The sequence below is a fragment of the Pseudomonas putida genome, from assembly GCF_028682175.1.
Classification (GTDB): domain Bacteria; phylum Pseudomonadota; class Gammaproteobacteria; order Pseudomonadales; family Pseudomonadaceae; genus Aquipseudomonas; species Aquipseudomonas putida_AD.
Genome location: NZ_JANHKS010000025.1, coordinates 24,346 through 42,704 on the forward strand (window position 1 = coordinate 24,346; position 18,359 = coordinate 42,704).

Sequence of the window (18,359 nt, forward strand, 5' to 3'; positions counted from 1 at the left end):
TGTGTCGTTGCCACAGCATGGATGGTCGGCTCCAGTGCAATGGCCATGGCGGACGTCGGCGGCGAAAGCGGCAGCGGCACAAGGGTGAAATTCAACACCGCATTCATTCAGGGGACGGACCAGCCAGCAGACCTCAACAGTTTTCTTGAAGGTAACAGCGTGGTGCCTGGCACCTATCGCGTCGATATCTACGTCAACCGCACCTTGAGTGGCCGGCGTGACTTGAACTTCGTGGTCAATCCAGCCAGAGGCACTGTCGAGGCCTGCCTGACGCTGGACATGCTGCAGCAGTTGGGCATGGATATAGCCACGTTCACCGAAGGCGATGTCCAGCCGGGCGCGTGTTTCGATCTGGCCGCGAACGTCGAGTTCGCCCATGTCGAATACCAGCCGGGCAGCCTGCGGCTTAACATCAGCATCCCACAGGCGATGATGTCGCGCAGCAACCGCGGCTACGTCGCCCCGGAGCTCTGGGACGAGGGGCTGACCGCCGGGTTCGTCAATTACAGTTTCAGCGGTGCCCGGCGTACTCGCGGCAGCCTGACGCAGGATCAGTATTACCTGAGTCTGCGCAACGGTATGAACCTGGGTTCATGGCGCCTGCGCAACGAATCCTCGCTGGCTTATGGCAACGATCAGCCTTACCGGTTTCGCAGCAACCGCACCTTCGTGCAGCGTGATATCAGCTCACTGAAAAGCCAGTTGACCCTGGGTGAGACCTATACCGACTCGCAGGTATTCGACAGCGTTCGGTTTCAGGGCGCGACCCTGGCGTCCGATGACGGCATGCTGCCCGACAGCGAGCGCATCTATGCGCCGGTCATACGAGGTATCGCCGAGACCAACGCGACCGTCGAAGTGCGTCAGAACGGGTTCATGCTGTACAGCGGCAACGTCTCGCCGGGGCCGTTCGAGATCAGCGATATCTACCCCAGCGGCTCGAATGGCGATCTTGAAGTCACCGTGATCGAGGCCGATGGGCGCAAGCGTGTCACGATCCAGGCCTACGCATCACTGCCCATCATGCTGCCCAGGGGCGCACTGCGTTACAGCGTGGCGGCAGGGCGCTACGACAGCTACATCGACGGTGGCCAGACACCGACTTTTGCCAGCACCACTGTTATCTACGGACTGACCGAACACCTGACCGCAGCGGGAGGCGGGCAAGTGGCCGAGGATTTCCAGGCGGGGAATATCGGCGCAGGCGTCAACACCGGGCTGGGGGCGGTGTCGCTGGATGTGACCCAGTCCGTCAGCCACCAGCGCCAGCAGACTCACAGTGGGCAAAGCTTTCGTCTGCGCTACGCCAACACGCTGGACCTGACCAACACCACGCTGGCCGTGGCCGGCTATCGTTATTCCACTGACCAGTACCGCACCCTCGATGAGCATGTCGAGGAATTGAACCTGCGTGAAAGAGGGGGAGTTGGCCAAGCCAAAGACCGCTATGAAATCAACCTTACGCAGGCGCTACCCGAGCAGTCTGCGTCGCTGAGCATTACCGGATCCGAGCAGCGTTACTGGAGCCAGAGCGGCAAGGTACGCCAGCTTTACGTGTCCTGGAACGCGGCCTGGCGCAGCCTGAGCTACGGGATATCCGTCGAGCGCAACCAGACCTTCGAGCGCGATGGGCAGGGACGAAGCGATAACCGGGTGGCACTGACGTTGAGCCTGCCGCTGGGAGACAGCCCGGGATCGTCACGGGCGTTTCTCAACGGTGTACGCGACAGTTCCGGCGACTATGACATGCAGGCCGGGCTCAACGGCCAGGTGCTGGACGACCGCAACTCGTTCTACTCGGTGCAGGCAGCCTACGACAATCGTTCGGGCTCTGCAGGGTTCGGCAAGATTGCAACCACCAGGCCATACGGGCGCTTCGATGTCGGTTACGGGCAGGGCGATGACTACCGCGCATTCAACCTTGGCGCTTCGGGTTCGGTTGTTGCCCATGCTGGCGGCGTGAACTTTGGCCAGCCGCTGGGTGAAACCTTTGCCCTGGTGCAGGTCAAGGACGTCGCAGGTGCCAGGCTTGCCAGCAACAGTAATGTCGAGACCGGCAGCAACGGTTACGCCATCGTGCCTTACGCCCAGCCTTATCGCGCTAACTGGGTCAGCCTCGATACCCGTCAACTGGGTGCCGATGTCGAACTTGAGAACGCGGTGACCCAGGTCGTGCCGCGTCGCGGTGCGGTGCCGTTGGTCAGCTTCAATGCCTCGACAGGACGGCGAGTGCAATTCGAGCTGGTCCGGGCCGATGGCAGTCGCTTGCCCCTTGGCGCTGTGGTCGAGGACGCGCAAGGCAAGCTGCTGGCCGCGGTCGATCCCACCAGCCACGCGCTGGTATTGAGCGAGCAGGACAGTGGCGAATTGATCGTCAAGTGGGCGGATCAACAGTGCCGGGCATCATTCGACCTTCCCCCACGAGATCCCCAGCGCGCCTTCGACCGGGCCAGGGTGGTCTGCCAATGAAGTGGATCAGCCTGTTTTTCGCCGTGGCCGCAGTCATCAGTGAGCAAGCGCAGGGAGTGGTGTCGTTGACCGGGACACGGCTGGTGTTCGATGGACGGTTTCATGAGGCCAGCATCGAAATCACCAACCAGGACCCGACCCAGGCACTGGTACAGGCCTGGCTCACCAGCGCCCGGGGCCAGGATGACCGCTCCGAGCACCTGCCCTTTGTGGTCACGCCGCACCTTGTGCAATTGCCGCCGCAAGGCCGGCACATGCTGCGCATCCTGTACGAAGGCGTCGGCATGCCTTCGGACCGCGAGTCCTTGTTGCACCTGTATGTGCTGCAAGTGCCACGGCGCATCGAGGGGCGCCAGCAACTGAACATCGCCGTGCGCCAGCGGATCAATGTGTTCTATCGCCCGGTGGGACTGTCGGGCGATCCGGCCGATGCCGCGCAGGCGCTGGTGTGGCAATGGTCACAGTCGAATCGGCCGGCGCTCGAAGTGCGCAACCCCACGCCGTTTCATGTCTCGCTGCACAACCTGTCGATCAGCGGCCTGGCGCTCAGGGAGGATCTGATGGTCGCGCCCTTTGCCCAACACCGCCTGCCTCTGCCCACGGGCACGTCTGCCACGCCAGGCCCGTTGAGTTTCACCGCACTGACCGACTACGGCGGGTCGCGCCCGTTCTGCGCGCAGCCTGAGCCCGATGCCCCGTTCAATGCCCGCCCCGGGATGGCGGGCGCCCCATCACCCATAGGGAAATGCTGACCATGACGACCTTATCCATCACACGCTGGTGTCCGACCTTCCTGCTGGCGCTGTTCCTGCCCCAGGCGGGCATGGCCATGACGTGCAAGACCCAGGGCGCAGGCGAAACGGTGGTTCGCGCCGATTTGAGCAGCAGCGTCGCGATCCCTGCCACCTTGCCCAACGGCAGCGTGGTGTGGCGTTCCGAACGCCTGAATCTTGCGGTCGAATGCGCCAGGGACAAGCCGGGTGCCGCCGAAGACGTGTTCGTGTACCTCAACCCGGAAAACCTGGAAATCGGGCAGGGGATTCGCGCCGGGGTTACCCTCAACGGCAGCGATTACCTGCAGAGCAATGGCCGAATTCCGGTGCAGCAGGTGCTTCCCGCCTGCACTGACCCTGATCTTGCGGCTTGCCCCAAGGCCACGTTCAGCCTGCCGTTCACAGTGTTCATCCAGAAACACGGGCCTACGCCACCGTCCGGCGGCGCAAGCAACCTGCTGGATTACCGCATGTTTCAGATCGACAGCGGCAATGGCATGAATCCGGCACCGGGAAACAACCTCAACTACGTCATCAACAACCTGAGCGGGCTGCGCTTTGTTGCATGCAGCGCCGAGTTGCGGGTGATGCCTGAAACGGTGGAATTCGGCGACGTGGCCATCCGCAACGTGCGAGTGGGGGAGGTGGCGACCTTCGAGCGATTCGCCCTGGCGACCAGCCGAATCTGCGACTCACCGTTCAGCCTGAATGCGCGGTTCACGCCGGTGTCTGGCACCCTGTCGGGGGATCAACTGGTGCCGGTGAACAACGACAGCGTCGGCATCCGCATCACCAACGCCCGCACCAACGTGCCACTGCGTTTCAACGAGCCGTTTCATGCCACCGATCTCTTGGGCGAAAACTATTCGGCCACTGCCGATCTGAACGCCGAACTGATCTGGCGCAAGAGCGAGCCGACCCCTGGCCCGTTCTCGGCAGAAGTCATGGTGGACCTGTTCTACAAATAGCCGTTGCTCGGTTGTCACAGGCGTCGGATCGGGGTTTGAGGTATGCTGCGCGGCTTGCGGGCGCAGCCTGCCAAACCCTCGACCGATTCGAGATTCGGAAGCTTCCATGACCACCCCTGAACACACCCAGGCGCCAGACGTCGTCGAAACCAGCGACGCCAACACCGCACCAGCCGAGAGCAAACCGGCCATTCCTTCGTTCCGTTTCCCGTTCAAACCGGGTGAACTGGGCCAGGCAAAAAACCAGCACAACTACCCCGGCGCCGGCAAATCCAACCACGACAAACGCCCGGGTGTAGCGCCGTCGGGTACTCGTCGGTCGATGGGCAAGCGCTAGTTTCGATACCCCCGTCGCGGGCAAGCGCGCTCCTACAGGTTTCTGCCCGTAGCAGCACGGCTTGCCGGCGGGGGCGTACTCAAGATCGCTCCCGCCGGCAAGCCGTGCTGCTACGGGTCGGTGGTGTGTTTTAGATTTTGATCTGGCTTTTGATCTTCATGCGCGATAGTGCAGGCGACACAGGGCGCGACGTTAAGGCGCCAGGCCGAGCGCAGGCGTCGTGGAGGGGGATGAGCGGCAGGAAGCCGCGAAAGCTGTGCGGGCCAGGGACGGCCCATCACGGCGTGCCCCCGGAACGGCGCCGGAGTCGAGGGAAGTCCGACGAAGGAGGACCCCAGCCAGGAGCAAATGGTTTGCCTACTTTCCCGAAAGAAAGTAGGTCGCCCGTAAGGGGCGAAACCCGCCAGTCAAACCACCGCGAAAACGGATCTACACCCGATCCCACAGTCACCCGACGACGCGGAGCGTCAAACACCCCGTTACCACGCGGAGCGTGGGAACGATCATATGATCCTGCTCAAGCCTTCTTGCGAAAACTGTCCCGGTACTGCGTCGGCGTCACCCCCAGCCTCTGGCTGAAAATCAAGCGCATGCGCGCCGCGCTGCCAAATCCGCAATGCCAGGCCACCGCCTTGATCGCCATCTCGCTGCCTTCGAGCAGATGCCGTGCTGCATCGATTCTGGCCCGTTGCACGAACTCCGCCGGCGTCACCTTCGCATCCCGCGCAAATACCCGGGCAAAGCTGCGCGGGCTCATGGCGACCACCTCGGCCAGCCGCTCCACCGAGAAAGGCTCGCCGATGTGCTCCATGACATAACGCTGAATCTTCGCCACCGGTGATTCATCGTCCGCCGGCGCATTCAGATACGGACTGAATTGCGACTGCCCGCCTTGGCGCTGCGCCACCACCAACAGGCGCTTGGCCACTGCCAGCGCAATGGCCGAACCGTGATCCTCAGCCACCAGCGCCAGGGCCATGTCGATTCCCGCCGTCACGCCCGCCGAGGTCATCATCGATCCGTCGCGTACATAAATGCGGTCGGCCTGAACCTGCGCCTCAGGAAAAAGATCCGCCAACTGCTGAGCATGGCTCCAGTGAGTTGCAACCTGTTTGCCATCGAGCAAGCCTGCGTGCCCCAGAATGAATGCCCCGGTGCAGATCGAGCCAAAGCGGCCCGCAAGCGGGGTCGCCTTGTGCAGCCAGGCCGACACATGAGGCATTTGCGCGCTCACGGGCAGGTCCGGGCCGCCGGGTACCAGCAGAATGTCGAATTGCAAGGGCGCGTCGGAAAGGTCGAACCGGGCGCCCAGAGGCATTCCGTTGGACGCAAGGATCGGGTAGGGCGCCGCGCCGATGGTGACGATCGTGTAGCCCTCGCCCTGGCCCACGAAGCGATTGGCCTCGCTGAATACGTCCAGCGGGCCAGCAACGTCCAGTGACTGGACGTGGGGGAACAGCACGATGGCAACGCTTTTCATCGAGGGTACTCAGGCGCTCTGCAAAGGGATGAACATATAGCCCATCGCCTCGCCTGTCTCCAGTCGCGCACCGGCTTGTTGCAGGGAATGGGTCGCTGCGTCACCCGCAACCCGGAAGCGCCAGCCATTTTCACAGGCAGAAGGCAGCTCGCCTGTCTGGTAACGGGCTACCGCATCGGCGAAGGCATTCATATCGGGAAGGTAGGCCACGAAACCGTTGCCCTTGAGCGCTGTGATGTTGATGCCCAACGCCATGCAGATCGCCTGTTTGCGCGCGATATCATCGCGGTCGGCCTGACGGGAGCGTTCGATCAGGGTCATGAGTTGCTGATCCACCAACTGTCCGCCCACGATCAGGTCAGGCCCTTGCTCCCAGGATTCTGGCGGACAGTCCTTGGCTTGCGGGCGCAGCGGAATGTGCGGATTGATCTCCATCGGGTAGATGCGACAGACCAGAGGGCGGCGTTCGTAAATGCGGCAGAGGTTGTCCGCGTCAAGATTTCGGCAGCGGCCAGCGTTGTAGGCGGCGAAGGTAATGGCCACCAGTGCCTGCGCCGAGCCACTGGTCACTGGGTGGGACCTGCGCGTGGCGTGGGTGAGTTGCTCGGGCGCAACGCCATAACCGTCAGCCAGAAACGCCTCGGTCAGCACGATCACCGAACCGCCGTCCGCCGCCCACTGCGCGGCTTCCGCGAGGGTCAGAGGGACGTGGTGATCGGTACAGCACTTGCCGCAGCCGACACAGGAAAACTGAGTATTCATCGAAGGGAAAACGCCGCCAGCCCAGAGGAAAACAGGTTCGGTCCCTGCGACTGTGATACGTCAGCGCAGGACGGAATTCTGCAAGTGCCGGGATTTGCAGCAAGTTATGCGCCAGCCCAAGGTCATCTTCACCGCCCCGTAGCAGTCCGGCTTGCCGGCGTCAGCGATCTTGTGGATGCCGACGCCGGCAAGCCGGACTGCTACGGGGCGAAGGTCAACCAATGTTCAGATGTACGAAAACCAGAGGCGGGGTTATTTCTTCGGCACGGTGGTGACGTTGTCCCACTCGGTAATCAGCGCTTTCTTGTTCTTGCGGTCGTACAGGCACAACTCGGTGCCGGTCTTGTTCTTCATGAACGCCTGCTTGTACTGGCCTTTGATCAACAGCGCGTTGTACCCGACGCTGTCATCGAACATCGCCGAGGCGCCTGCAGGCTTGGCGTTTTTCAGGGAACTGGCTGCCACGCAACTGTCGACCAGGGTCTTGTCGAAGGCTTTCCAGGCTTCGTCGCTCGAGGCGCTGGCCTGGCCGGCAAAGGCGCCCAGGGCGAGCAGCAGCAGGGTGGTGGTCTTCATGGCAATCTCCATCGTTGTCGTGCTCGTGTGAGCGGGGCAGGTATGACAGCGACTTGGACTGGCTCAGCGGGGATCGAGTTCGCAACGTTGCACATAATGCATCCCTGCGCGCTCGTACAACTGCCGTGCGGCCAGGTTGCTCTCCATGACCTTGAGGTCGACCTGTCCTTCATGCCGCCCTGCAAAGGTCTCGAACACCTGATTCAACAAGGTTAGCCCAAGACCCCGGCGCCGGGCCCGGGGATGCACCACCAGGTTAAGGATGAAGGCGCTGGTCCAGCATTGCGCCACCGCTGCCACGCCCTGCGGATCGTGAACGACGAAGCATAGCGCTCGATCGAATTCCGGATCACCTTCGAAATTGTGCAGCCATGTGTCGAAGTCGGCCACCCGACCGCCTCCGTGCTCCATGCCCAGGGTGAGCAACTGGTGAACGGCGCGGGCGTTGTCGGCGCTGAAGGCCACTCGCTCAAGGCCCAGCGGCCAGCGGACGGCGGGGACGGGATGCGCAAGGTCGCGACGCATCAGCCAGTAATGACTCGTGGATGCGTCGTGAATGCCAGGCCTCAGATGCCCTGGGCCTCGACTGTGCGTGCGGCTTCGATCAAGCATCGCGTGAGCTCAGGGGAGGAGAACTTGGTCAGTACGGCGTTGGCGCCAGCGGCCTTGGCCTTTTCGGCGTTCATCGCGCTGTCCAGTGAAGTGTGCAACAGGACATACAGCTGCTGGAAGTCCGGCGTCTCGCGCAGGGTGCGGGTGAAGGCGTAACCGTCCATTTCCGACATCTCGATATCAGACACCACCACGTTGATCTGCTGTGCGGTGCCTTGCAGATCCAGCAGATGATCAATGGCCTCGCGGGCGCTGCGTGCCGTGTGGCATTCGATGCCCAGGTTGCGCAGGGTCAGCACCGATTGCTGCAGCGCCACCTGGCTGTCGTCGACGATCAGGATGCGTGCCTTGTTCAGCACTTCCACTTCTTCGGGGCTGAGTTCCGTGGGCTCCGGCGCCACCTGCATGGGCGCGATGCCGTGGATGACCTTCTCGATGTCCAGCACCTGAACCAGCGTGCCATCGACCTGGGTCACACCGGTGATGAACGATTTGTTGCCCGAGCCGTACGGCGGCGGGCGGATGTCGGTGGTCATGCAGTGCACGATCTTGCTGACCGCCTGAACATGCAGGCCCTGCTTGGAGCGGCTGACGTCAGTGACGATCAGGCAGCCACCATCGGGGTCGAGCAGCGGGCGCTCGCCGATGGCACGGCTAAGGTCGATCACCGACAACGAGTTGCCCCGCAAGGTGGCCACGCCTTTGACGTGAGGGTGCGATTCGGGCAAGCGTGTCAGGGGAGGGCAGGGGATGATTTCACTGACCTTGAGCAGGTTGATCGCCATCAGCTTTCCGCTGCGTAACGTGAACAGCAGAAGCGAAAGTGAATCTGCACGGACGTTTTTGGACATATGAACCTTCTGTGATGCGGTGTCTGGCTGGCGCATCGGGAGGTGCGTACAGCTGTCGATACAGGTTTATCGACCCCGTGCCTGCAGGCTTTAGCTTATTGGCCCGACGGCATTCAGGGTGTGGTAGTCAAAAGAACCTGTCAGAAGTCATTTTGACCAATAGATCAGGTTGGTCAAAATGACTATATATGTATATCTTATTGTTTTTAAAGGAAATAATATCTGGCACGCTTCCTGATATGACTTGGTCAGTCCTTACTAACCGAGTCTCAGGAGTCAATCATGTTGAATGCTTCGGATCGTGCCATCGTCAAATCCACTGTCCCGCTGCTGGAGAGTGGGGGTGAAGCGCTGACCACTCATTTCTACAAGAAGCTGCTCGACCGCTATCCGCAGGTGCGCCCGCTGTTCAACCAGGCGCACCAGGCCAGTGGCGACCAGCCTCGCGCCCTGGCCAACGGCGTGCTGATGTACGCCCGTCACATCGACCAGCTCGAGCAACTGGGTGACCTGGTTGCCAAAATCATCAACAAGCACGTCGCCCTACAGATTCTGCCGGAGCATTACCCACTGGTCGGCGAGTGCCTGCTCGAAGCGATCCGTGAGGTGCTGGGAGCCGACATCGCCACCGACGAAGTCATCAATGCCTGGGGCAGTGCCTACGGCCAACTGGCTGGCATCCTGATCGGTGCCGAGGAAGGCATCTACAAGGACAAGGAACTGGCCGCCGGCGGCTGGCGCGGGGCTCGCGAATTCAAGGTCGCGAAGAAGGTGCAGGAAAGCGCGGAAATCACTTCGTTCTACTTCGCTCCGGCCGATGGCCAGCCGATCCTGGATTTCACACCCGGCCAGTACCTGGGCCTGCAACTGTTCGTGAACGGTGAGGAAATCCGTCGCAACTATTCGCTGTCGGCGCTTGCGGGCAACGGTCAGTACCGCATCAGCGTGAAGCGTGAGCCTGGCGGCCGTGCGTCCAACTTCCTGCACGATAACCTCCAGGTAGGTGACAGCATCAATCTGTATCCACCTGCTGGCGACTTCACGCTTTCCCACAGCGAAAAACCGCTGGTGCTGATCAGTGGCGGCGTCGGTATCACGCCGACCCTCGCGATGCTGCAGGCGGCTCTGGACACCCAGCGCCCGATCCACTTCATTCACTGCGCACGCAACGGGGCAGTCCATGCGTTCCGTGACCTGGTCGAGGAACTGGCCGGCAAGCATCCACAGCTCAAGCGCTTCTACTGCTACTCCGAGGATGACGGTGTCAGCCCGGCAGCCCATGCGGTTGGTTTGCTCGACCAGGCACGTCTTGAGCAGTGGCTGCCAGAGGACCGCGATCTGGATGCCTACTTCCTGGGCCCGAAAGGTTTCATGGCGGCGATCAAGCGCCAGTTGAAGGCGGCAGGCGTACCGGACAAACAGGCCCGCTACGAGTTCTTCGGCCCGGCCTCTGCGTTGGAATAATGCGAACCTGGGGTTCGCCCCGGTGCGACAAATAGACGCACGTTTCTATATATAAGGAAGAGGTGCGGCGTTGTGTCCCTGCGGCATGGTGTCGCACGCTTCTATATATAAGGAAGGAAAGGGGTTTGGTGTCGGTCGATTGTTACCGATTTGCTTAATGTTCGGCTAATGCCACTGTGTTCACCATCTGCACCGGCGTGCGCCCGCGACGATGGTAGAATTGCCGGCTTTCCGGGCAACCGGGGCACGCGATAACGCAGATCTGCCGATCTGGATGGACACCAAATGCAAAGGGCATGGGAATGACTGACGAGATGTTTTACCTGCGACGCGAAAAACAGTTTCTGGTCCTGCTGGGCATCATCTGCCTGGCATTGATCGGCGGGGCGCTGTACATGCAGGTCGTACTGGGCGAGGCGCCGTGCCCGCTGTGCATCCTGCAACGCTACGCCTTGTTGTTCATCGCCGTGTTCGCCTTTATCGGCGCCGCGATGCCGGGACGCCTGAGCCTGACGGTCTGCGAGGCACTGGTGACCTTGAGCGCGGTGGGCGGGATTGTTGCAGCGGGGCGTCATGTCTGGATCCAGACCCACCCCACCGAGAGTTGCGGAATCGATGTGCTGCAGCCGATCGTCGATGGCCTGCCGCTGGCCTCCTGGTTCCCCCTGGGGTTCCAGGTCGGTGGTTTCTGCGAGACGCCATATCCGCCAGTTCTCGGACTTTCGCTGGCGCAATGGGCACTGATCGCTTTCGTTCTCACCGTAATTCTGGTACCAGCGGGCATCATCCGCAACCGGATGAAAGCACGCTGATTACAGAAGCTTGCGTAAAAAATCGCCTCGAATTCCTCAAGAAATTTGAGGCCTTTACGACAAAATTGGGTGCGACATATGAGCGCATTCTTACAGAATGGGAAATTAACTGTTGCGCAATAACTCATAGTCAATAAAACTTTACGTATCTACAATCGCCCCCACTTAACGCCCCTCCGCCCCTGGCGGTCGCGTAAATCGAGGTCAGAAAGCGTTTTTACGCCTTTGTAGACGCCGTTTGGATGGCCTCATGCGTAAAGTTCTGAATGTCTGCGCCAAGGGATTTGGTCCGCAAAGGCAGTTGCCACCATTCGAATAAGAAACCACAGCAAAACCGGAATTGTTACGAGGCCACAAGCTTCCTGACAGGCCCCTGTTCAATCCAAGAATTTGCCAGCACCTGGCAGGGTGAAGTGTTGGCGGTCGAAACCCAACTGCGATGCGAAAGCTGCTTTTAGAGGTCGTGAGATGAGTAAAAAAAGGTACCCCAGATTGTTTGGCTTCTTGGCCCTTTTCAGCATGCTCCTGCTCAGCGGGTGCGATTACACCTTGCTGGATCCCAAGGGCCACATTGGCATGCAAGAGCGTGATCTGATCATCACCGCAACTCTGCTCATGCTGCTGGTGGTGGTGCCGGTCATCTTCATGACCATCATCTTCGCCTGGAAATACCGCGCCTCGAACAAGAGCGCTACCTACACCCCTGACTGGGCCCATTCGACCAAGATCGAACTGGTTGTCTGGCTGGTGCCCCTGGCCATCATCATCGTGCTGGGCTACATCACCTACAAGTCGACCCACGCGCTGGACCCATACCGTCCGCTCGAATCCGACGTCAAGCCTGTGACCATCGAAGTGGTCGCGCTGGACTGGAAGTGGCTGTTCATCTACCCGGAACAGGGTATCGCCACCGTCAACAAGATCGTTTTCCCGGCCCACACGCCGATCAATTTCCGCATCACCTCTGATTCGGTCATGAACTCGTTCTTCATCCCTGCACTGGGTGGCCAGATCTACGCGATGGCCGGCATGCAGACCAAACTGCACCTGATCGCCAACGAAAACGGCGAGTTCGACGGTATCTCCGCCAACTACAGCGGCGCAGGCTTCACCGGCATGAAGTTCAAGGCAACTGCTACCGATCAGGCTGGTTTCGACGCCTGGGTTGCCGAAGTCAAGAATTCTCCGAAACAACTGGCAACCGACGAATACACCGCTCTGGCCAAGCCTAGCGAACGTAACCCGGTTGAACTCTACTCCACGGTCACTCCGAACCTGTTCCAGATCATCATCGACAAGTATGAAGGTATGAAGCCGGGCAAGATTGTCCACGAGAAGAAAGAAGTGGCCGGTATGGAAGGGATGGACATGGGCAAGAATTCAGCTGCGCAGGCAGAGGAGTAAACGATGTTTGGTAAATTAAGTCTGGACGCGATTCCGTTCCACGAACCGATAGTCATGATCACGCTCGCCATGATCGCTATCGGTGGCGCGGCGGTTTTCGGTCTGATCACGTATTTCAAGAAGTGGACCTACCTGTGGACCGAGTGGCTGACGTCGGTCGACCACAAGAAAATCGGCGTGATGTACATCATCATCGCCATGGTCATGCTGCTGCGCGGCTTTGCCGACGCCATCATGATGCGTTCCCAGCTGGCCCTGGCCACCGAGGGTTCGCCTGGCTACCTGCCGCCTGAACACTATGACCAGATCTTCACCGCTCACGGTGTGATCATGATCATCTTCATGGCGATGCCGTTCTTCACAGGTCTCATGAACATCGTTCTGCCTCTGCAGATCGGCGCTCGCGACGTTGCCTTCCCGTTCCTGAACTCCCTGTCCCTGTACCTGCTGATCTCCGGCGTGGTTCTGGTGAACGTGTCCCTGGGCGTCGGCGAATTCGCACGTACCGGTTGGGTTGCCTATCCGCCGCTGTCTGAACTGGGCTACAGCCCGGGCGTGGGTGTGGACTACTACATCTGGGCACTGCAGCTGTCGGGTCTTGGTACGACACTGACGGGCGTCAACTTCCTGGTTACCGTCCTGAAGATGCGCACCCCTGGCATGAAACTGATGGACATGCCGATCTTCACCTGGACCTGCACCTGGGCCAACGTCCTGATCGTGGCTTCGTTCCCGATCCTGACCGGCACCCTGGCGTTCCTGACCCTCGACCGTTACCTGGACTTCCACATCTTCACGAACGAATTGGGTGGTAACCCGATGATGTACGTGAACCTGTTCTGGGCATGGGGTCACCCTGAGGTTTACATCCTGATTCTGCCGGCGTTCGGTGTCTTCTCCGAAGTCATCTCGACCTTCACCGGCAAGCGTCTGTTCGGCCATCACTCGATGATCTACGCTTCCGGCGCGATCTCGGTACTGGGCTTCATGGTCTGGCTGCACCACTTCTTCACCATGGGTTCGGGCGCCAGCGTCAACGCCTTCTTCGGTCTGGCGACGATGCTGATCTCCATCCCGACGGGTGTGAAGCTGTTCAACTGGCTGTTCACGATCTACCAGGGCCGTCTGCGCTTCACCGCGCCAGTACTGTGGACCCTGGGCTTCATGATTACCTTCTCCATCGGTGGTATGACTGGCGTTCTGCTGGCTATCCCGGGTGCCGACTTCGTTCTGCACAACAGCCTGTTCGTGATCGCGCACTTCCATAACGTGATCATCGGTGGTGCCGTATTCGGTTACATCGCAGGTTTCGCGTTCTGGTTCCCTAAAGCGTTCGGCTTCAAGCTGAACGAGAAGTGGGGCAAGGCAGCGTTCTGGTTCTGGATCTCGGGCTTCTACGTGGCATTCATGCCGCTGTACGCACTGGGCTTCATGGGCATGACCCGTCGTCTGAACACCACTGACAACCCGGACTGGACTCCGTACCTGCACGTAGCCTTCTGGGGCGCGGCACTGATCATGGTCGGTATCGCCTGCCAGCTGATCCAGATCTACGTGAGTATCCGTGACCGCGAGCAGAACCGCGACCTGACCGGCGACCCATGGAATGGCCACACCCTGGAGTGGTCCACTTCTTCGCCACCGCCGTTCTACAACTTCGCCGAACTGCCGAAGGCAGGCGAGATCGACGCGTTCTACGCAGCCAAGCGTGATGGCGAGGCGTACAAGGTTCCGGCCAAGTACTCCGACATCCACATGCCGAACAACACCGCGACCGGTCTGGTCATGGGTGCTCTGCTGACCGTATTCGGCTTCGCAATGATCTGGCACATCTTCTGGCTGGCTGGTGCGAGCCTGGTAGGTACCATCGTCTACTTCGTCATCCACGCTGCACGTGACGATCAGGGCTACATGGTTCCTGCTGCTGAAGTGGCCCGCATCGAAGGCGAGCAACACAAGATCCTGGCCTCGGTTCGCGCCCAGGCAAACTCTCCTGTCAACAAGCTGGAGCAGGCATAAACAATGTCCAACTTAGTATTTGATGGGGCGAAAGGTCACGATCACGATCATGACCACGCCCATGATCACCACGATGCCGGCGAGATGAAGATCTACGGCTTCTGGATCTACCTGATGACCGACTGCATCCTGTTTGCGTCGATCTTCGCAATCTATGCAGTACTGGTTAACAACGTCGCCGGTGGTCCTTCGGGCCACGACATCTTCGAGCTGCCATACGTGCTGGGCGAAACCGCCTGCCTGTTGCTCAGCTCGATCACCTACGGCTTCGCCATGCTGGCGATGCACAAGGGCAACAAAGGCGGCGTTCTGGGCTGGTTGTTCGTGACCTTCCTGTTCGGCCTGGGCTTCATCGGGATGGAAATCAACGAATTCCACCTGCTGATCTCCGAAGGCTACGGCCCTAACCGCAGCGGCTTCCTGTCGGCGTTCTTCACGCTGGTCGGTACCCACGGTCTGCACGTGACCAGCGGTCTGATCTGGATGGCGATCCTGATGTATCAGGTTTCGAAAAACGGCCTGACTTCGACCAACCAGACCCGCCTGAGCATGCTCAGCCTGTTCTGGCACTTCCTGGACGTGGTCTGGATCTGCGTGTTCACCGTTGTCTACCTGATGGGGACCATTTAAATGGCTAATTCGCATCACTCCCATGACGATTCCAGCCACGGCAGCTTCAAGTCGTACATGGTCGGTTTCGTACTGTCGATCATCCTGACCGCGATTCCTTTCGGTCTGGTGATGTTCCCGACCATCTCGAAAGTCGCCACCCTGTGGGTCGTGCTGATCTTCGCAGTCGTGCAGGTTCTGGTTCACCTGGTGTACTTCCTGCACCTGGACCGCTCGGTAGCACAGCGCAACAACGTGATCACCTTCGCGTTCGCCTCGCTGGTTATCCTCCTGCTGGTCGGCCTGTCCGTCTGGATCATGTTCAGCATTCACACCGTCATGATGGCGAAGTGAGGAAAACCTGATGTCACTGAAGCACTTTATCCAAATCACCAAACCGGGGATCATTTTCGGTAACGTGCTTTCGGTGGCAGGTGGCTTTTTCCTGGCGTCCAAGGGGCATGTCGATTTCGCCCTGTTCCTTGTAGCGATGATCGGTACTTCGTTGGTGGTCGCGTCCGGTTGTGTTTTCAACAACTGCATCGACCGCGACATCGACCTGAAGATGGAACGCACCAAGAATCGTGTGCTGGTCCAGGGCCTGGTTTCTCTGAAACTGGCCCTGGTCTACGCCACGGTGCTGGGCGTTGTCGGCGTCGGCCTGCTGTATTTCAAGGCCAACCCGCTGGCGGCGCTGTGTGCGGTGATCGGGTTCGTGATCTACGTGGGCTTCTACAGCCTGTACCTCAAGCGTAAATCCGTTCACGGCACGCTGGTCGGGAGTTTGTCTGGCGCGATGCCACCGGTCATCGGTTACGTCGCGGTCAGCAACACCTTCGACCTCGCGGCGCTGACCCTGCTGGTGATGTTCAGCCTCTGGCAGATGCCTCACTCGTACGCCATCGCGATCTTCCGCTTCAACGACTACCTGGCTGCCTCGATTCCGGTCCTGCCGGTCAAGCGTGGTATCCGGGTCGCCAAGCTGCATATCCTGATCTACATCCTGGCGTTCCTGGTCGCGACCCTGATGTTGACCTTCTGCGGTGCCGCAGGGCTCAACTACCTGGCCGTCGCCGCCGCCATGGGCATGTACTGGCTGTATATGGCCTGGTCAGGTTACAAAGCCAAAGATGACACCGTTTGGGCACGCAAGCTGTTCGTGTTCTCCATCTTCACCATCACGGCCTTGAGCGTGGCGATGTCGCTGGACTTTCAAGTCACCAAGGAGCTGCTGGTTACCTACGCCGCTCCCTGATTGCCTGAACTGAAACACCGAAAACCCCGCCGCTCGCGAGAGCTGCGGGGTTTTTTATTGGACGTTGAATCGTGCAGCTCAGGCAGCAGGTACGAGTACTGTGTAGGAAAATTCCGTTTCAGAAGTCTTCAGGCTCTAATCAGCCCATGACAAAGGCCATCTCTTTGCCGCATCATGTAACGGTTTTGTACAAGGATCGTGGTCAAAACGCCTCTGATCCAGTCGTAGCGATACAAATAACAGAATTATGACTGACACTATCACGCCAGAAATCCGGCCGGAAAACGACTCGATCCCGCTCGTGTCGATCATCGCCCCCTGCTACAACGCAGAGAAGTATCTGGACGTTGCGATGGCCAGCATCTTCGCCCAGGACTATCCGAACTTCGAAGTCATCATCGTCGATGACGGTTCGAGCGATAACAGCGTGGCGATGCTTAAGGCTCTGCAGGCCAAGTACGATTTTCAGCTCTACTCCCAGGCCAACCAGGGCGTCAGCGCGGCACTGAACCACGGACTGCAACATGCCCGTGGCGAGTACGTCTGCACCCCGGATCTGGATGACATCATGCTGCCCGCATCGGTGCGCCTGCGCGCCGATTACCTCAACGAGCATCCGGAAGTCGGCTGCGTCGGCGCCCTGATCATCTACATGGATTCCGAGGGCAACGACACCAAGTCGCAGAAGCTGTCGAGTATCCAGAAACTGAGCTTCGACGAGATTCTGGGTGATGCCATCGTGGTTGGCGCGCCCGTGTCCCTGTATCGGATGGACGCCCTGCGGACGGTGGGGTTCTACGACCCGGAGATCAAGGTCCAGGATTTCCAGATGACCCTCAAGATTGCCAGCAAGGGTTATCAGGTTCACGTGCTGCCCGTGAGCGTCACGCGCTATCGTCGCCACCCCAACAACCTGTCACGCCGCTACAAGGTGCTGCTCGATGCCGACATGCGCACCATAGCGCCCTACAGCACTCACCCGGCGTACAATCGGGGTCTGACTGCCATCATCAACAAAGCGTTGAAGTACGCGGTGGTCAGCGACAAGAAATACGCCTGGACCCTGCTGCGCTCCATTCCGCTACGGCAGTTCAACAAGACCACATTTCGTCGCTTCAAGCGCCTTCTGCTGCATCGTCAGAGCAGCTGAAAAGCCTCTGCCGCGTCTGCTTTTGTTCACGGATCCCTGCATGAAATTCCTCGAACTGCTGAAAACCCGCAAGACCAGAAAGCACCTGCGCAGCCTGGACAAACTCGAACGCGCCCCGGAAAAGATCCGCCTGCGCTATCCGCACTACGTGGTCGGCACCGGGACCTATGGCATCCCTGAAGTGTTCGAGTTCGGCGATGACACCATCTTGCGGATCGGTTCCTACAGCTCAATCGCGGCAGGCGTAAAAGTCCTGCTGGGCGGCGAGCACCGCACCGACTGGCTGACCACCTACCCATTCCCGGCCATGATGAAGGGCCTGGAAGACATCAAGGACTACGCCCCCAGCAAGGGTGATGTGGTCATCGGCAGCGACTGCTGGATCTGCGCCGACGCGATGATCCTCTCGGGCGTGACCGTGGGCCATGGCGCCATCGTCGCCGCCGGTGCCGTAGTCACCCGTGACGTGCCGCCGTTCGCGGTAGTGGGTGGCAACCCGTGCAAATTCATTCGCTGGCGTTTTGACGAGGCGGTTCGTGAGCAACTGCTCGCCTCGGCCTGGTGGGACTGGCCCATGGACGAGGTCAAAAGCGTGGCCCGCATGCTGTCGGGGTCGGACCTTGAAGCATTTCTTGAATACGCACGCTCGCGCAAAGTCGCGTGAGGTCGTGCTGACCACACCCGTCCCGTAGCAGTCCGGCTTGCCGGCGTCGGCGATCTCGAGGGTGCCGTCGCGGGCAAGCGCGCTCCTACGGGATGAGGGGTAACGACGATCGTCGCTTAAGGAGGTTTTGTGGGAGCGGGCTTGCCCGCGAATG

At 59.9% G+C, this 18,359-nt stretch carries 18 protein-coding genes; 13 read left to right on the top strand and 5 right to left on the bottom strand.

Features of this window, described 5'->3' with window-relative positions; genetic code table 11:
- Positions 1-45 precede the first annotated feature (45 nt).
- From NPS29_RS17565 to NPS29_RS17580, 4 genes are all read left to right on the top strand, one after another.
- Positions 46-2,469: a fimbria/pilus outer membrane usher protein gene (locus NPS29_RS17565; protein ID WP_425312528.1), complete on the top strand. Its 2,424-nt coding sequence runs from the start codon at positions 46-48 to the stop codon at positions 2,467-2,469.
- Complete coding sequence (locus tag NPS29_RS17570; RefSeq protein WP_274134012.1) at positions 2,466-3,221, top strand: fimbrial biogenesis chaperone; 756 nt, start codon at positions 2,466-2,468, stop codon at positions 3,219-3,221. The genes NPS29_RS17565 and NPS29_RS17570 overlap by 4 nt, the downstream gene beginning before the upstream one ends.
- Positions 3,222-3,223: 2 nt before the next feature.
- Positions 3,224-4,210: a fimbrial protein gene (locus tag NPS29_RS17575; RefSeq protein WP_274134013.1), complete on the top strand. Its 987-nt coding sequence runs from the start codon at positions 3,224-3,226 to the stop codon at positions 4,208-4,210.
- Between the two features lie 106 nt (positions 4,211-4,316).
- Positions 4,317-4,547, top strand: a complete 231-nt coding sequence (locus NPS29_RS17580) for a hypothetical protein (RefSeq protein WP_274134014.1) — start codon at positions 4,317-4,319, stop codon at positions 4,545-4,547.
- A gap of 517 nt (positions 4,548-5,064) precedes the next feature.
- Here NPS29_RS17580 and NPS29_RS17585 read toward each other — a convergent pair.
- The 5 genes from NPS29_RS17585 to NPS29_RS17605 all read right to left on the bottom strand — a co-directional run bounded on the left by NPS29_RS17585 (position 5,065) and on the right by NPS29_RS17605 (position 8,828).
- A complete protein-coding gene (locus NPS29_RS17585; RefSeq protein WP_274134015.1) occupies positions 5,065-6,027 on the bottom strand; it encodes a GlxA family transcriptional regulator in 963 nt (320 codons plus the stop codon).
- A 9-nt stretch (positions 6,028-6,036) separates the two neighbouring features.
- Positions 6,037-6,789 carry a YkgJ family cysteine cluster protein gene (locus tag NPS29_RS17590; RefSeq protein WP_274134016.1) on the bottom strand — a complete coding sequence of 251 codons (753 nt, stop codon included), beginning with the start codon at positions 6,787-6,789 and terminating at the stop codon, positions 6,037-6,039.
- A 252-nt stretch (positions 6,790-7,041) separates the two neighbouring features.
- Complete coding sequence (locus NPS29_RS17595) at positions 7,042-7,365, bottom strand: hypothetical protein (protein ID WP_274134017.1); 324 nt, start codon at positions 7,363-7,365, stop codon at positions 7,042-7,044.
- Between the two features lie 63 nt (positions 7,366-7,428).
- Positions 7,429-7,890 carry a GNAT family N-acetyltransferase gene (locus NPS29_RS17600; protein WP_274134018.1) on the bottom strand — a complete coding sequence of 154 codons (462 nt, stop codon included), beginning with the start codon at positions 7,888-7,890 and terminating at the stop codon, positions 7,429-7,431.
- 41 nt (positions 7,891-7,931) lie between these two features.
- Positions 7,932-8,828: a chemotaxis protein CheV gene (locus NPS29_RS17605; RefSeq protein WP_274134019.1), complete on the bottom strand. Its 897-nt coding sequence runs from the start codon at positions 8,826-8,828 to the stop codon at positions 7,932-7,934.
- A 282-nt stretch (positions 8,829-9,110) separates the two neighbouring features.
- Here NPS29_RS17605 and hmpA point away from each other — a divergent pair, with 282 nt between their 5' ends.
- The 9 genes from hmpA (at position 9,111) to NPS29_RS17650 (ending at position 18,205) form a co-directional block, all read left to right on the top strand.
- Complete coding sequence (hmpA, locus tag NPS29_RS17610) at positions 9,111-10,292, top strand: NO-inducible flavohemoprotein (RefSeq protein WP_274134020.1); 1,182 nt, start codon at positions 9,111-9,113, stop codon at positions 10,290-10,292.
- A gap of 302 nt (positions 10,293-10,594) precedes the next feature.
- Positions 10,595-11,104: a disulfide bond formation protein B gene (locus NPS29_RS17615; RefSeq protein ID WP_274134021.1), complete on the top strand. Its 510-nt coding sequence runs from the start codon at positions 10,595-10,597 to the stop codon at positions 11,102-11,104.
- A 468-nt stretch (positions 11,105-11,572) separates the two neighbouring features.
- Complete coding sequence (gene cyoA, locus NPS29_RS17620) at positions 11,573-12,508, top strand: ubiquinol oxidase subunit II (protein WP_274134022.1); 936 nt, start codon at positions 11,573-11,575, stop codon at positions 12,506-12,508.
- A gap of 3 nt (positions 12,509-12,511) precedes the next feature.
- Positions 12,512-14,527, top strand: coding sequence for a cytochrome o ubiquinol oxidase subunit I (gene cyoB, locus NPS29_RS17625; RefSeq protein ID WP_274134023.1), 2,016 nt, complete (start codon positions 12,512-12,514; stop codon positions 14,525-14,527).
- Positions 14,528-14,530: 3 nt separating this feature from the next.
- Positions 14,531-15,157, top strand: a complete 627-nt coding sequence (locus NPS29_RS17630; protein WP_274134024.1) for a cytochrome o ubiquinol oxidase subunit III — start codon at positions 14,531-14,533, stop codon at positions 15,155-15,157.
- Positions 15,158-15,490 (top strand): cytochrome o ubiquinol oxidase subunit IV, encoded by a 333-nt coding sequence (gene cyoD / locus NPS29_RS17635; protein ID WP_274134025.1) that lies wholly within the window; start codon positions 15,158-15,160, stop codon positions 15,488-15,490.
- A gap of 10 nt (positions 15,491-15,500) precedes the next feature.
- Complete coding sequence (gene cyoE / locus NPS29_RS17640; protein WP_274134026.1) at positions 15,501-16,391, top strand: heme o synthase; 891 nt, start codon at positions 15,501-15,503, stop codon at positions 16,389-16,391.
- A gap of 247 nt (positions 16,392-16,638) precedes the next feature.
- Positions 16,639-17,541: a glycosyltransferase family 2 protein gene (locus tag NPS29_RS17645; protein ID WP_274134027.1), complete on the top strand. Its 903-nt coding sequence runs from the start codon at positions 16,639-16,641 to the stop codon at positions 17,539-17,541.
- A gap of 40 nt (positions 17,542-17,581) precedes the next feature.
- Positions 17,582-18,205 carry a CatB-related O-acetyltransferase gene (locus tag NPS29_RS17650; protein WP_274134028.1) on the top strand — a complete coding sequence of 208 codons (624 nt, stop codon included), beginning with the start codon at positions 17,582-17,584 and terminating at the stop codon, positions 18,203-18,205.
- Positions 18,206-18,359: the final 154 nt, after the last annotated feature.

Bases quoted from the DNA above. Each gene is read 5' to 3' on its own strand.
- NPS29_RS17580 (WP_274134014.1), top strand. From the start codon at position 4,317: ATGACCACCCCTGAACACACCCAGGCGCCAGACGTCGTCGAAACCAGC.
- NPS29_RS17600 (WP_274134018.1), bottom strand. From the start codon at position 7,890: ATGCGTCGCGACCTTGCGCATCCCGTCCCCGCCGTCCGCTGGCCGCTG.
- NPS29_RS17605 (WP_274134019.1), bottom strand. From the start codon at position 8,828: ATGTCCAAAAACGTCCGTGCAGATTCACTTTCGCTTCTGCTGTTCACG.
- NPS29_RS17615 (WP_274134021.1), top strand. From the start codon at position 10,595: ATGACTGACGAGATGTTTTACCTGCGACGCGAAAAACAGTTTCTGGTC.
- NPS29_RS17650 (WP_274134028.1), top strand. From the start codon at position 17,582: ATGAAATTCCTCGAACTGCTGAAAACCCGCAAGACCAGAAAGCACCTG.
- NPS29_RS17645 (WP_274134027.1), top strand. From the start codon at position 16,639: ATGACTGACACTATCACGCCAGAAATCCGGCCGGAAAACGACTCGATC.
- cyoA (WP_274134022.1), top strand. From the start codon at position 11,573: ATGAGTAAAAAAAGGTACCCCAGATTGTTTGGCTTCTTGGCCCTTTTC.
- NPS29_RS17590 (WP_274134016.1), bottom strand. From the start codon at position 6,789: ATGAATACTCAGTTTTCCTGTGTCGGCTGCGGCAAGTGCTGTACCGAT.
- NPS29_RS17575 (WP_274134013.1), top strand. From the start codon at position 3,224: ATGACGACCTTATCCATCACACGCTGGTGTCCGACCTTCCTGCTGGCG.
- NPS29_RS17565 (WP_425312528.1), top strand. From the start codon at position 46: ATGGCGGACGTCGGCGGCGAAAGCGGCAGCGGCACAAGGGTGAAATTC.
- NPS29_RS17570 (WP_274134012.1), top strand. From the start codon at position 2,466: ATGAAGTGGATCAGCCTGTTTTTCGCCGTGGCCGCAGTCATCAGTGAG.
- cyoB (WP_274134023.1), top strand. From the start codon at position 12,512: ATGTTTGGTAAATTAAGTCTGGACGCGATTCCGTTCCACGAACCGATA.
- cyoD (WP_274134025.1), top strand. From the start codon at position 15,158: ATGGCTAATTCGCATCACTCCCATGACGATTCCAGCCACGGCAGCTTC.
- NPS29_RS17585 (WP_274134015.1), bottom strand. From the start codon at position 6,027: ATGAAAAGCGTTGCCATCGTGCTGTTCCCCCACGTCCAGTCACTGGAC.
- hmpA (WP_274134020.1), top strand. From the start codon at position 9,111: ATGTTGAATGCTTCGGATCGTGCCATCGTCAAATCCACTGTCCCGCTG.
- NPS29_RS17630 (WP_274134024.1), top strand. From the start codon at position 14,531: ATGTCCAACTTAGTATTTGATGGGGCGAAAGGTCACGATCACGATCAT.
- NPS29_RS17595 (WP_274134017.1), bottom strand. From the start codon at position 7,365: ATGAAGACCACCACCCTGCTGCTGCTCGCCCTGGGCGCCTTTGCCGGC.
- cyoE (WP_274134026.1), top strand. From the start codon at position 15,501: ATGTCACTGAAGCACTTTATCCAAATCACCAAACCGGGGATCATTTTC.